Source organism: Comamonas sp. F1-6 (assembly GCF_039581415.1).
Taxonomy (GTDB): Bacteria; Pseudomonadota; Gammaproteobacteria; order Burkholderiales; family Burkholderiaceae_C; genus Comamonas; species Comamonas thiooxydans.
In genome coordinates this window covers 59,109-72,425 of record NZ_JBCPWN010000024.1, presented here as the reverse complement: position 1 = coordinate 72,425, position 13,317 = coordinate 59,109, and the positions used below count along the sequence as shown (strand labels likewise).

Sequence of the window (13,317 nt, the reverse complement as noted above, 5' to 3'; positions counted from 1 at the left end):
TGCCGTTGTTCACCAGGGTGACCGTGGCGCCACCGATGGTGACCACGGGCGTGCCGATGTCGTCGGACTCGATGTCACCACCCAGCTTGAAGGTGATGGTGGTTTCTGCGTCGACGGCCTTGCCCAGCGTGATGTTGAACGTGGCGTCGGAGCCTTCGTGGACAGTGCCTGGATCGGAGACGTCCAGGGTCGGGACGTCAGCGCCCGGATTGGGGTTACCCGGATCCGTGCTTTCGGTGTCGACGATTACGGCATTACCCGAGTCGGAGATGCCGGACGGCAGTGTGCCGCTGGACGTTTCCCCGGTCAAGGTGGCCGTGAGCGTCATCTGCTCACGGCCTTCAAAGACTGCGTCATCGTTGGTCGGAACCGTGACAACGATGCCTCCCGTGGTGCCGGCGGGAAGCGTGAAGCTGTAGGTACCGTCGGCATTCGCGGTGACCTGGACGGTCTGGCTCCCGATGGTGACCGTCGGCGCGCCGTGGTCGGCCGTTTCGATCTGGCCGTCCAGCTTGAGCGTGACCGTGGTGTCCTTGTCAAGGTCGACTGCGTTCTTCAGACTGATATTGAACGTGGCCGAGGAACCTTCGTTCACGTCACCAGCGTCGGAGACGGTAATTGTGGGTACGTCGAGGACCGGCGTGACACCGATATTGATGATCGAAGTGGCTTTGCCGCCTTTGCCGTCGTCGACGATGACCGTGAACTGGTCAGGACCGTTGTAATTCTCGTTCGGCGTGTAGGTATATTCACCCGTGGTCGGGTTGAACACCAGCGTGCCATTCTCCGGCTGCTTGTCGACCGTGTAGGTCAGGTTGTCGCCGTCGACGTCGGTGCCGACGACCTTACCGCTAACGGGCTGCTCCTCGGGCGTCGTATGCTCATAATTGGGAACCAGCGGTGCGTCATTGACCGGGGTGACGCCGATCTCGATGACGGAAGTGGTCTTGCCGCCGTGGCCGTCATCGACGATGACCGTGAACTGATCGGGGCCGTTGTAGTTTTCGTTAGGCGTGTAGGTGTACTCGCCGGTGGTCGGATTGAACTCCAGCTTGCCGTGCTCGGGCTGCTTGTCGACCGTGTAGGTCAGCGTGTCGCCATCGGGATCGGTGCCGGTGACCTTGCCGCTGACGGGCTGGTCTTCCGGCGTGGTGTGCTGATAGTTGGGCGCCACGGGCAGGTCGTTGGTACCAGTGATGGTGACGGTGATGGTCTGAGTCGCTGTACCGCCGTGGCCGTCGTCGACGGTCACGGTGATGGTGTCGGTGACCTTCTGACCTTCGGCCAGGGCCTGGACCTTGGGATCGTCGTTGTTCAGCACATAGGTCCACTCGCCGTTCTGGTCGACCGAGAAGCTGCCGTACTGGCCCTTACCTTCGTTGCTGACGCTCCAGCTGTGGGTATCGGTGATGTCGACATCGGCCACGTCGAGCTTGCCGGTGACCACCGACACGCCGTCTTCGGCCAAAGCGCCATCGGCCTTGCCGGTGAGGGCGGGGGCGTCGTTGGTGCCAACGATGGTGACAGTCAATGTCGCAGAAGAACTGGCGCCGTCTTTATCGACCAGGGTATACGTAAAAGTTTCGACCAGGGTCTCACCCACACCCAATGCCTGCACAGCATTCAAGCTGCTATCAAGCTGATAGCTGTAGCTGCCATCGGAGTTGAGGGTAATCTTGCCGTACAGCCCTTGATCTGCGCCGACCAGAACAACTCGATGCTCTGTGAGGACCCCTTCGCCCAATTTGTCGTTGGCGAGCACATTGCCTTGCAAGGCGGATACCGCATCTTCGAAGATCACACCCGAATCAGCACTTGCCTGGGGAATGCTTGTGACAGGCTGAGGCGGCGTAACTTGATCCGTGTTGTCCGCCAAAGCGCCCACCCCACTAAAAAGTGGAAGGACGGTAGTCGCTGGTACAGGACGTCCATACTCCAGCGCCAGCGGCGACACTGCCTCAATGATGCTGGAAAGGCGCACAAAAGTGCTGCCACCCTCGCTGCCGCCCGACAATGTGGCCGCCGTGGGATCCAGCTCATCGAACGGATCCTGGCCGGCATTGATGGCCGCAATGATCTGGTCAATCTGCGCATTCGCGGGGCTCGCCACAGCCGCCTCTTCCACGGTGGGCGGCTGAATCAGGTCCGCAGTGAGATGCACGTCCTGGTTCTCGCCCACCATCAGCGGTGGCTGACCATCCGCCTGCAGTTGCACGGTGCTGCCGGAAGCCGTCACTATCTCGGCGTCGGCGGGGATACGCATGCCTTCACGGAGCACCGTCAGATTGCCATCAGAACCACGCATCCAAGCCTGGCCAGTGAGTTTGGTAACGAGAACGGTTTGAGCTGCCATGAGGGTCTGCCTATCCAGTCAGATTAAAAAGTGAAGGTGCACAAAGGCACCTCTCCAATATTTCAGCTGAATGGTAGAAGCCAAGGCCCCACAGCACTATTGGCGCCAAAGCCAATCGGGATCTGTTTTATTCGATCTCTGCTGCTGTAAATCAAAAAAGCCTGAAGCCTGCAATATGCAGGCTTCAGGCTTTGCAGCAACAGGCACTCCAGAGGAAAAAGGTGACTATGTATTCATCAGCGGCCCCAAAATCAGGTTCAAGCCAGTTGCTTGCGCCCGATACCGTGGACCTTCAGGGTCAGCGCCAGCCGATCCTGTACCTGCAGCTTTTCAAAAACCGCAGACAGATGGGCTCGCACGGTACGCTCGCTGATGGACATGCGTTCGGCGATCTCCGCATTGCTGTCACCCAGCGATGCATAGCGGGCAACCTCCTGCTCTCGTGCAGACAATGGTTCGGCCCAGTCCGACTCATGCTCAGGCAGACGGGCATCCACATCGCGCAACAAGCGCTGCAACAGCGAACGTCCAAGCCAGATGTTGCCGCCGGCCATGCTTTGCAGCATCCGTGCCAGCACCTCCGGGCTCGATTGCGCATGGGCGTAGCCCGATGCTCCGCGGGACAGCAGGTTTCGACCCTCCTCATCGCTGGGGCGGTTGCTGAGAACCAGAACCTGAAGATCCTTCAGCAGCTCAATCCAGCGGGCCGCAGTCGACTCGGGCAAGGATGGCAGGGCTGCATCCAGCACCACCACGGTACGACCTTGCTGCTTCCAACGTTGCAAATCGGCCAGGCTCTGGCCGCGCGCAGGCATCCACTGAGGGCCTGCGATCTGCTGCCATTCCTGCCACAGCGTGGCATCCTGAGTCAGCATCAATACAGGCAAGGCATTCATAGAGTTCCTTTGTAATTGTTGGCGATCCATGAACTAACGTTCGATCAATGCATTGGACTTGGCACGCAGAATCGGCTTGAGCAGATACTGCATCAAGGTGCGCTTGCCCGTGAGGATATGCACCTCGGCCTGCATACCGGGAATGATGGGGCGCGAGTCATCGCCCACGTGAGCCTTCTCCGTGCGCACCTTCACGACATAAAAGGAGTTCCCCTTTTCGTCGGTAACGGTGTTGGCACCGATCTGCTCCAGCTTCCCCTGCAGGCCTCCATAGATGGCAAAGTCATAGGCCGTGAACTTCACTTCGGCCTGCTGACCAAAATGCAGGAAGCCGATATCGCGTGGATTGATCTGCACTTCCATCAACAAGGTGTCATCCAGCGGCACGATGTCCAGAATGTCCTTGCCCGGCTGCACAACACCGCCGACGGTATTCGCCATCAAGGTGTTGACCGTGCCGCGCACGGGCGAGCGCACTTCGGCCAGCTTGACGCGATCCTCCAGCGCCACCTTGCCTTGCTCCAGGGTGCCCAGTTTGGCCTGGGTTTCCGAGAGCTCGGAGCGAGACTGATTGCGCATATTCAGCTCCGACTCCTGAATCTTGCGCTCCGCTTCCTGAATCGCAGCCTGAATGCGCCCGATCTGCGCACCGGCCGCCTTGGCCTCGCCACAGAAGCGAGCCACATCACGTTGCAGGCGCAGCAAATCCACTTCGGACACTGCTCCACTCTTGAGCAAGGGGCGAGTCACCGAAAGCTCTTCGGACGTCAAGCTGCAACTGGAGGAAGCCTGGTCACGGTTGGCCTGGGTTTCGCGCAGCTCCTGCTGACGTTGGCGCAACTGGTCACGCGCAATATTGACGTTGGTATTGAGCTCCTGGGAGCGACTCTCCCACATGCGCCGCTCCATCTCCACCAACTGAGGCGCCAGAGCCTGCACATCTTCCGGAGCCTTGAAAGGCTCGCCCGATGCCAGGGCCTGAAGACGCGCGGCCTTGGCCTTCAATGCCAGAAGTTCGGCCTTGTTCTCGCCCAGGGACGAACTGTAGCGCGTTGGATCGATGCGCAAGATGACCTGACCCTGCTCCACATGCTCGCCGGGGTGCACCAGAATTTCCTTGACGATGCCGCCATCCAGGCTCTGCACCACCTGAACCTGACGCGAAGGAACCACCTTGCCCTGGCCTCGCACCACTTCATCAATGCGACCCAGGCAAGCCCATAGCAGCAGAACCACCACGGTGACCAGAGATACCCATATCAACAGACGCGAACCACGCGCCTGCTGCTGCCCTGCAGCCCACTGCGCATCGGCCTTGAGGTCATCCGGCTGATGCGTTCCGACAACCTCGCTGCCGTCAAGCAGCCATCGCTCCAGTCGCGTCCAGCGCGTCTTGAGCGCATCCTTGAAGCGCGACGGCTTTTTTTGGGGTTTGGACTCGCTCATGCTCGCCCTCCTACTCCACCAATCCGCCCTTGCTTCAGGGCTTCGATCACCTGATCCTTGGCTCCATCGGCAACAATTCTGCCGCCGTCAATCACGATCAGCCGGTCAACCAAGGTCAACAAGGCCGTGCGATGAGTGACCAGCAAAATGGTCTTGCCCTGGGAGGCCTCTTCCAGACGACGTTTGAGCTGTGCCTCGCTCTGGTTGTCCAGATTGCTGCTGGGCTCATCCAGCAACAATATGGCCGGGTCGTTGATCAGGGCACGAGCGACAGCAATGGATTGGCGCTGGCCGCCAGAAAGTGACTCGCCCCGCTCGCCGACCAACATGTCGTAGCCCTTGGGATTGCGCGCCGCGAAATCATCCACACCCGCAATGCGTGCCGCATGCAGCATGTCTGTCTCATCCGCGAATGGCGCACCCACCAGCAGGTTGTGCTTCAAGCTGCCATAGAACAGCATCGGGTCCTGCGGCACATGCCCGATGGCCCGACGCAGATCCACCGGGTCTATCTGACGGGCATCCATACCATCGATCAGAACCGAGCCTTCACTGGGCTGATACAGACCCAGGACCAGCTTTTCAAGCGTGGTCTTGCCCGAGCCGATACGCCCAATGATGCCAACCCGCTCGCCGGGTCGGAGCGAAAAGCTCACTCCCGAAAGACTGGCCTGCTCGCTTCCCGGATAGCTGAAGCTGACATTGCGAAACTCGATAGCGCCACGCAGATCCGGACGTGAGACGAATTCGCGCTCAGCTTCATGTTCGACCGGCATCTTCATGTAGTTGTCAATGGAATTGAGCGAGGTGCGCGCATTGTGAAACTGCATCATCAGCCCCGCCACCTGACCAAAGGGTGCCAGACAGCGCCCCGCAATCATGGAGGCTGCAATGATGCCGCCCATGGAGAGCGCCGCATCCTGCACCTGGTACACGCCGATGACGACCACAGCTATGGTGACCAGTTGCTGCAAGGTCTGAACGAAGTTCACCGTACCGGACGAGATGAACTTGATCTTGCCCCCCATATAGGCAATGTACTGAGTGGAGCTCTCCCACAGACGCTGCACTCCGCTTTGGGCATTGAGCGTCTTGACCGCCTCCAGATTGGTCAGCGACTCCACGAGCAGCGCGTTGCGCTGAGACGACGCCTGAAAGGTCTTGAGCGTCAGACTCTCCATGCGTGCTTGGGCCCAGAAGGAAACCAGCAAGATCGCGGCAATCGCCACCACAGGCGGAATCAGCATCCAGGGCGAAACCCATGCAATCGCCACCAGAAACAGAAGCACAAAAGGCAAATCCACCAAGGTCGTGAGACTTGCAGACGCAATGAAGTCACGAACCGACTCAAACGAGCGCAGATTGGCCGCAAACGAACCGACGGATGCGGGTCGGCTCTCCATGCGCAAATCCAGAACGCGCTCCATGATCTGCGCGGACAGCTGCACATCCACACGCTTGCTCGCGGCATCCACAACATAGGCACGCGTCGTCGTCAGCACAAAGTTGAAGATCAGCACCAAAGAAATGCCGATAGCCAACACCCACAATGTTTCCACCGCGTTGTTGGGCACCACCCGGTCATACACGTTCATGCTGAACAAGGGCATTGCCAGGGCGAAGACATTGATGAGTACGGCTGCCAGCAAGGCATCGCGGTACAGGCGCCGATTCTCCAGGATCACCGCCCAGAACCAGTGACTGCTGCGAGGCTCCATGCCTTGCTGCACGGAGCGCGGCTCGAAGCGGAACTGCGGACGCACAAAGCACATCAGCCCCGCGTAGTCCTGCAGCAAAGCCTGAGCCTCTACCTCGACCGGACTCTCCGACTCCGGGTACTGCAACAGGAAGCGACCACTCTCCAGCGTTCTGAGCAACAGACAGGCACGGTCTCCATGGAGAATCAAAATTGCCGGCAGCAAGCCCTGAGGAACATCGTCAAGACCGCGCTGCACGATACGCGTGCTGAACTGCGCGCGAGCCGCAGCCCGAGCCAGCAATGAAGGCGTCAGGCGCTGATCCACCAACGGCAGACCATTGCTCAGTGCCTGCGCGGTGTAGGGCTTGCCATGCAGGTTGGTGAGCTGCACCAGGCAATCCAGCAAGGGATCCGCATGGGTCTCATGGGCCGGCATGCGCCAGTCCCCCGCCGGTGCATGCGCCGAGCTTCGCGCCCCCAGAAAGGCCGGGCCGGCCTGCTCCGCCGCTGCCGCGGCTTCCGGCAAAGAACCTTGCCCGGCCTTCTGAGTCGCATCCGTACCGTTGCTCGATGCCAATGAAGGCTCAAAGTCTGGTCTGGTCATCTTCAACAATCAACCTATAAAAGCTCTTCGTCATCATCAATCAAGTCCAGCGAATTACGCATACGCTGGCGCGCCTGCTTGCGCTGACTCAGCTTCTCCAGCGCCTGCGGCGGAAGATCCGTCAAGCGCAAAGCCCCATTGGCAAGCAAGGCGTCAATCAAGTCCTCGAGAACGCGGATGAAATCCGCATCCAGTGCCGACAATTCCTGCCGGGAGGACTGCTCCGACGGTGGTGAATCGCTTTTATCCATCTTGTTCATCAACTCCCACTAAAAGCTGCGCCAGGCGCCACCAGCTATCACTGACGGCCCGCTGCACCAGATGCCGGGGCCTGGGCTGGAGCCCCCAGATCAACCGCTGCGCTGGCAGGCACAGGCGTCAGATTGCTGGTGTCCGGCACCGAGGATTTGCAGCTACGCAGCAGATCATCCGGCAAGTTCAGCGCCTGCTGCTCATCCGGGCGGCTGTCGTCATGCGGCTGCGCGAGCCCCAGCACAGGCAGAATTTGGCTGGACAAAGTCAGCCACTGGTACTCGGCCTTTTTCAGGTCATATTGAGCGTTGACCAGAGCGCGCTGGGCATCGAACAGCTCGTTTTCCGTATTGAGCAGATCCAGCAGCGAACGCTGACCGATCTTGAATTGCTGCTGATACGCCACGCGGACCTTGGCCGTGGAAAGAACATGCTCACGCAGGAACGGCGTTTGCTGACGCAGGCGGGCCATGTTGTTCCAGGTAATCGACAGCTCCTGCTGGATGTTGCGGCAGGTGTAATCACGCACATCCTGTGCGGCATAGCCCTGGGCAATCGTCTGACGCAGGCGTGCCTCGTCCGCACCACCGCGATACAGGTTGTAAGTCAGCATCAGCTGCACTCGCGAACTCTGTACATCCCAGTAGGCCGGCGAGTTCTGATCACGATCACGCCCCGTGGACGCCAGCAGCTCGAGCTTGGGCATATGCGCCCCCTTGGCAGCCTTCTGACCGGCCTCTGCCGCTTGCACCAGAGCCTGCTTGGACAATAGCAGCGGACTCGCGCGCAGCGACGCGCCGAAATCCTTGGCCACCCCGGAAGCAGGCAGCTTGGCACTCACATCGGGCACCGGGTCCAGCGTGGCCGCAGGATACTCACCCACCACGCGGCGGTAGCGCTGCAGCACATCGTTGAGGTTGTTGCTCTCGGTCATCAGATTGGTCTGCGCCAGCGACAGACGACCACTTGCCTGCTCCAGGTCAACACCGCGGCCCACGCCGGACTGCTGGCGTTCACGCAACTGCCCCAGCGTCACCTGGTGCGTGCCGAAATTCTCACGCGCCAGCTTTTCCATTTCGCGATAACGCTGCACATCCAGATAGGCGGCGACAACATCATTGGCCAAATTTTCAGTGGTGGCGCGCAGGTCGTAGAACTTGGCCAGCTTCTCAAAGCCCAACTGACGGATATTGCTGCTAGTGGTGAAGCCATCAAAGATCAGCTGACGCAACTGCAGGTTCCAGCCCGGACGGCTCCAGTTCTGCGATGGAGCATCCTGGATATGGCTGCGCCACTCGCGACCGACCCAACCTTGCGCGGTGACTTGCGGACGCCAACCTCCCCGGGCCACGTTCTGACCTTCAGCGGACGAGCTGAAATCCTGAAAGCGCGCCTGCACTTCGGGATGAGTCATCAGTGCCTGCTCGACAACCTTTTGCAGTGCAACGCCCTGCTCGTTGGCTTGTTGCGCATTCATGGTCGTCTGAGCCATACCCCCCATGGCCCACGAGGCCACACCCAGAGTGGCTACCACTTGTGCAATCTGACTGAATTTCATTGTTATCCCTCTTGTTTGACTCCGACCGGGCAATGCGATGCCTACCCCGCCAACTAATTGGCGAGAGCAATCGGTGCGACTTCTACAAATCGTTCCCGCGGAAGCTGGTTGTTAATGTGGATCGGCTCGCTGCTGCCCGAAAAGGCATTGCATACGGCCTCAGAACTCGCAAAATGGAATTCTGTAACTCTCGTGCTCACAGCCTTTGGCGTCATGCCAGTACCGCACAGGAGACTGACGGTCAGGTCAAGCTTGTTGCCTGATCGACAAAACTCACTATTTTTGCTTGACGAGCCACCACTCAGCAGTGGTACAGGGATGACATCGCCAACCCCTTGACCAAACAAATAGCGCGGACAGGCTGTGGAGCGTCTATCGGCTAGACACAGCGCATTTGGAGATGTTCCTTTCCACGATAGCAAGGCGGAGCCTCCGGTTTCCGGCCGGTGTTCTTGACGCATAACCCTGCATGCGAAGCCGTGCGTTGATGGCAGATCTCCTGGCAACACCATCAAACAAATGGATTCAATTGCAAATCTAGCACAAGGCATGCAATGATTTGTTTCAAAAAACCACTCAACCAACCGAACTTCGATTTTTTTGCCGGGAATTGGCAATTCTTTTCATTCCTTCTTTATATCAAAGAAATTAAGAATCAATACCGCTTCCAGCACCGCAACCATAGCGGCGCATGCGTTGCAAAGTGAAATCAGCCCACATCCAAAGTCGTAATCGAACAATTGACAATGAATTGATCCGAAATAGAAAAAGGGCTCCTGACTGAATAGTCAGAAGCCCTTGTCTAATTGGTCGGAATGGCGGGATTCGAACTCGCGACCCCTTGCACCCCATGCAAGTGCGCTACCAGGCTGCGCTACATTCCGAAGACTTGAATTATACACAGAAATTCGACATCAAAGAGAAAGCAGCGCCCTGATCTGCAAAAGCTCCTCTTTGACCTCCTCCATGCCCATTGCACCAGCAGGCTCCGAGAGCCCCTGCTCCAGCATTGCAGCCAGCAGATGGCTTTGCGCCAGCTCTTCCCCCTGCAGGTGCTGGGCCGGATGCACAAGCACCGGCTGCTGCTCGACTGCCTTGCCGTGACCCGTCACCAGTTCGCGCAGACGATTTCGTGCGCCGCTGATGGTGAAGCCCTGCTCGTAAAGCAGCTCGCGAATGCGACGCACCATCAACACCTCATGATGCTGGTAGTAGCGGCGGTTGCCACGACGCTTCATGGGCTTGAGCTGCACAAACTCCTGCTCCCAGTAACGCAGCACATGAGGCTTGACGTCGCAAAGATCCGCGACCTCACCGATGGTGAAATAGCGCTTGGCGGGAATTGCTGGCAAAGAAGAAGCCATGGCTGGTTGCAAGCGGTCAGTGAAGGGATGGGTGAAAGATATGCAATCACGACTTGCGTAAATTCAGGTCAGGCACGGCGTTTTGTCGTTAGAAATGCCCGCCATGCATTCCTGTTTGTGCAAGTCCTAGCAATATAGCGCGAAGAGCTGACAGGACCTTGCACCGCTCGCGACGCAAAACTGTCAGCTCCTCAGTCACCGATGCCTAGCCTGTCAGCGCATCAGTGGATTTACCAATCGCTTATGACCCCGAGCCTTCACCCTGGATCAGCTCCTTGAGCTTGCTGCTGGCATGGAAGGTCACCACGCGGCGCGCAGCGATGGGAATCAGCTCACCGGTGCGCGGGTTGCGACCGGGCCGTGGCGCCTTGGTGCGGATCTGGAAGTTGCCAAAGCCCGAAAGCTTGACGTCCTCGCCCTCCACCAGCTTTTGCGAGATCAGGTCGAAAAACGCATCCACCATGTCCTTGGCTTCGCGCTTGTTCAGACCGATTTCGTCAAACAGCAGATCGGCCAGCTGCGCCTTGGTCAACGCGGGGCTGTCGATGCTCTCTACGGCAAGCTCCATGGGTCGATCTCCTTGTGGATTGAACATATCAACGCAGGCGAGCCGCAACGCGTTCAACCAGAGCCGCAATTGTGCCCTGCATGGCGGCATCGATTTCCGCATCGGTCAGCGACGCGGTGTCGCTGCCCAGCGTCAGACGCACGGCCAGGCTCTTCTCGTCCTGAGCCAGGCTGCCCGGTGCAGCTTCCTCGCCAGCCTTGAGCTTCTTGGGACGGAATACGTCGAACAGCACGGCCGAGCGCAAAATGCCGCCCTGCACGCCTTGCTGCACGGCATCCATCACCTGGGCGTGGCTCACGGCTTCCTTGACGACCACGGCAATGTCGCGCTCCACGGCCTGGTGCTTGGCCACGGGCTTGAAGACGGGGACCTCGCGGGCCAGCACGGCATCGAGTTCCAGCTCGAACATCACGGGAGCCTGGGCCAGATCCCATTCCTGGCGCCATTGGGGATGCAGCTCGCCGACAAAACCGATGGCCTTGCCATCCAGCAGCACGCGCGCGCAGCGGCCGGGGTGCATGGCCGGATGCTCGGCAGGCTCGAACACGGGCTTGGCCGGGGCCAGCAGTGCTTCCACATCGCCCTTGACGTCGTAGAAGTCGACCTTGGCCTCTGCCCTGCCCCACTGCAGCTGGTCGGCAGCGCCGTAGGCGAGACCCGCCACGCGCATAGGCTGATAAAAGCCCTTGACGGTGGTGTCGGAGTCGACCACGGACTCGTCCTTGAAGAACACGCGACCCAGCTCGAACACACGCACGCGCTGAGCCTTGCGGTCCACGTTGAACTTGAGCACCTGCAGCAGCGAGCCCAGCAGCGACGAGCGCATCACGCTCAGATGGCTGGCAATGGGGTTGAGCAGCTTGATGGCGTTATTGTTGCCAGCCAGCTCCTGCTCCCACTTTTCTTCGACAAAGCTGAAGTTGATGGTTTCCTGGTAGCCCAGGCCCGCCAGTTCGTGGCGCACGGCATAGGGGCTGCGCTCGTTCTCGGCGCGCAGCTTGGGCGAGATCGGGGCCAGCGGCTTGGTGGTCGGCAGGTTTTCATAGCCGATCATGCGGGCCACTTCTTCGATCAGATCTTCTTCCAGATTGATGTCGAAGCGGAAGGTGGGAGCGGTGACGCTGATCACGCCTTCGCTGGCCACGGTGGCCGGCAGACCCAGGCCGTTCAAGGCATCCAGGCATTGCTGCTGCGTCACGGCCATGCCGATGACCTTGGCCGCACGCGCCACGCGCAGTTGCACAGCCTTGGAGGCAGGCATATTGGGCTTCTGGTCGTCCATGGCACCGACCTGTGTCTCGGGCGTGCCGCAAATTTCCAGCACCAGCGCGGTGATACGCTCGATGTGCTCGGTGGTGAACTCGGGGTCCACGCCGCGCTCGAAACGGTGACCGGCATCGGTCGAGAAGTTGAAGTGGCGCGAACGGCCGGCCACAGCCTTGGGGAACCAGAACGCAGCTTCGATGTAGATGTTCCTGGTGTCGTCAGACACGGCCGTGGCGTCGCCGCCCATAATGCCGGCCAGCGACTCGACCTGCTTGTCATCGGCAATCACGCCGACCTTGAGGAAATCGTCGATCTTGATGGTGTTGCCATTGAGCAGCTTGAGCGTTTCGCCCTCCTTGCCCCAGCGCACATTCAGGCCGCCGCTGATCTTGTCAAGATCGAAGATATGGCTGGGACGGCCCAGCTCGAACATCACATAGTTGGAGATGTCCACCAGCGGGCTGACCGAGCGCTGGCCGCAACGCGCCAGACGGTCCACCATCCACTGGGGCGTCTTCACCCGCGTGTTGACATTGCGCACGATACGGCCAGAGAAGCGGCCGCACAGATCGGTGGCTTCAATCTTGACGGGCAGCTTGTCCTGCAAGGCCACGGCCGCAGCGGGGAAGGACAAGGCTTTCAGTGGCGTGCTGGTCAGCGCAGACAGCTCGCGCGCCACGCCGTAGACGCTGAGGCAATGCGCCAGGTTGGGCGTGAGCTTGAGCGTGAACAGCGTGTCGTCCAGATTCAGGTACTCGCGCACGTTCTGGCCCAGGGGCGCATCGGCGGGAAACTCCAGCAGGCCGCTGGCGTCTTCGTCAATGCCCAGCTCCTTGGCCGAGCACAGCATGCCAAAGCTCTGCACGCCGCGCAGCTTGCCGATCTTGATCTTGAAGGGCTTGCCATCGGCACCGGGCGGCAGCTCGGCGCCCACGGTGGCGCAGGGAATGCGGATGCCCACGCGCGCATTGGGCGCGCCGCAGACGATGTTCAGCAGCTCGGGGCCGCCCACGTCGACCTGGCAGATGCGCAAGCGGTCGGCGTCGGGGTGCTGCACGGCTTCCTTGATTTCACCGACCACGATGCCGGTGAAGGGAGGCGCCACAGGATCCAGCTCTTCCACTTCCAGACCGGCCATGGTCAGGGTATCGGCCAGCTGCTGGGTGGTCAGGTTGGGGTTGCAGTATTCGCGCAACCAGGATTCAGGAAATTGCATAGTCAGACTCTTTGGCGTTCATGCCAGTCGCACCGCAAGCGGTCTGCCACTGGCTGGGCATGCGTATCTCAAAAAGATGAGCTATTAGCGCTCGG

General features: G+C 59.7%; 10 protein-coding genes and 1 tRNA gene. All 11 read right to left on the bottom strand.

Annotation, left to right across the window (positions count from 1 at the left end; all coding sequences use genetic code 11):
- Nucleotides 1-2,353, bottom strand: a 2,353-nt coding sequence (locus AAIL66_RS20455) for a retention module-containing protein (RefSeq protein WP_343497615.1), incomplete at its 3' end; no start/stop codon positions are given.
- A gap of 257 nt (nt 2,354-2,610) precedes the next feature.
- Entirely contained in the window at nt 2,611-3,249 is a 639-nt protein-coding gene (locus AAIL66_RS20450) for a response regulator transcription factor (RefSeq protein ID WP_012838970.1), read from the bottom strand.
- A 33-nt stretch (nt 3,250-3,282) separates the two neighbouring features.
- Nucleotides 3,283-4,695, bottom strand: coding sequence for an HlyD family type I secretion periplasmic adaptor subunit (locus AAIL66_RS20445; protein ID WP_012838971.1), 1,413 nt, complete (start codon nt 4,693-4,695; stop codon nt 3,283-3,285).
- Entirely contained in the window at nt 4,692-6,830 is a 2,139-nt protein-coding gene (locus AAIL66_RS20440; protein WP_343497617.1) for a type I secretion system permease/ATPase, read from the bottom strand. Before AAIL66_RS20440 ends, AAIL66_RS20445 begins: the two co-directional genes overlap by 4 nt.
- 182 nt (nt 6,831-7,012) lie before the next feature.
- Nucleotides 7,013-7,258, bottom strand: a complete 246-nt coding sequence (locus tag AAIL66_RS20435) for a hypothetical protein (protein ID WP_012838973.1) — start codon at nt 7,256-7,258, stop codon at nt 7,013-7,015.
- A gap of 38 nt (nt 7,259-7,296) precedes the next feature.
- Nucleotides 7,297-8,808: a TolC family outer membrane protein gene (locus tag AAIL66_RS20430; protein WP_343497614.1), complete on the bottom strand. Its 1,512-nt coding sequence runs from the start codon at nt 8,806-8,808 to the stop codon at nt 7,297-7,299.
- A 53-nt stretch (nt 8,809-8,861) separates the two neighbouring features.
- Nucleotides 8,862-9,425, bottom strand: a complete 564-nt coding sequence (locus tag AAIL66_RS20425) for a hypothetical protein (RefSeq protein ID WP_343497613.1) — start codon at nt 9,423-9,425, stop codon at nt 8,862-8,864.
- A gap of 190 nt (nt 9,426-9,615) precedes the next feature.
- Nucleotides 9,616-9,692, bottom strand: a tRNA-Pro gene (locus AAIL66_RS20420).
- A gap of 30 nt (nt 9,693-9,722) precedes the next feature.
- The gene (locus tag AAIL66_RS20415; protein ID WP_045840511.1) at nt 9,723-10,172 is read right to left on the bottom strand and encodes a MerR family transcriptional regulator; all 450 of its coding nucleotides are present in this window, start codon (nt 10,170-10,172) and stop codon (nt 9,723-9,725) included.
- 241 nt (nt 10,173-10,413) lie between these two features.
- Nucleotides 10,414-10,740 carry an integration host factor subunit alpha gene (locus tag AAIL66_RS20410; protein WP_012838976.1) on the bottom strand — a complete coding sequence of 109 codons (327 nt, stop codon included), beginning with the start codon at nt 10,738-10,740 and terminating at the stop codon, nt 10,414-10,416.
- A 28-nt stretch (nt 10,741-10,768) separates the two neighbouring features.
- Nucleotides 10,769-13,222 (bottom strand): phenylalanine--tRNA ligase subunit beta, encoded by a 2,454-nt coding sequence (pheT, locus tag AAIL66_RS20405; protein ID WP_343497611.1) that lies wholly within the window; start codon nt 13,220-13,222, stop codon nt 10,769-10,771.
- Nucleotides 13,223-13,317: the final 95 nt, after the last annotated feature.

Coding starts and splice junctions, on each gene's coding strand:
- AAIL66_RS20450 (WP_012838970.1), bottom strand. CDS start 3,249: ATGAATGCCTTGCCTGTATTGATGCTGACTCAGGATGCCACGCTGTGG.
- AAIL66_RS20445 (WP_012838971.1), bottom strand. CDS start 4,695: ATGAGCGAGTCCAAACCCCAAAAAAAGCCGTCGCGCTTCAAGGATGCG.
- AAIL66_RS20440 (WP_343497617.1), bottom strand. CDS start 6,830: ATGCCGGCCCATGAGACCCATGCGGATCCCTTGCTGGATTGCCTGGTG.
- AAIL66_RS20435 (WP_012838973.1), bottom strand. CDS start 7,258: ATGAACAAGATGGATAAAAGCGATTCACCACCGTCGGAGCAGTCCTCC.
- AAIL66_RS20430 (WP_343497614.1), bottom strand. CDS start 8,808: ATGAAATTCAGTCAGATTGCACAAGTGGTAGCCACTCTGGGTGTGGCC.
- AAIL66_RS20415 (WP_045840511.1), bottom strand. CDS start 10,172: ATGGCTTCTTCTTTGCCAGCAATTCCCGCCAAGCGCTATTTCACCATC.
- AAIL66_RS20410 (WP_012838976.1), bottom strand. CDS start 10,740: ATGGAGCTTGCCGTAGAGAGCATCGACAGCCCCGCGTTGACCAAGGCG.
- pheT (WP_343497611.1), bottom strand. CDS start 13,222: ATGCAATTTCCTGAATCCTGGTTGCGCGAATACTGCAACCCCAACCTG.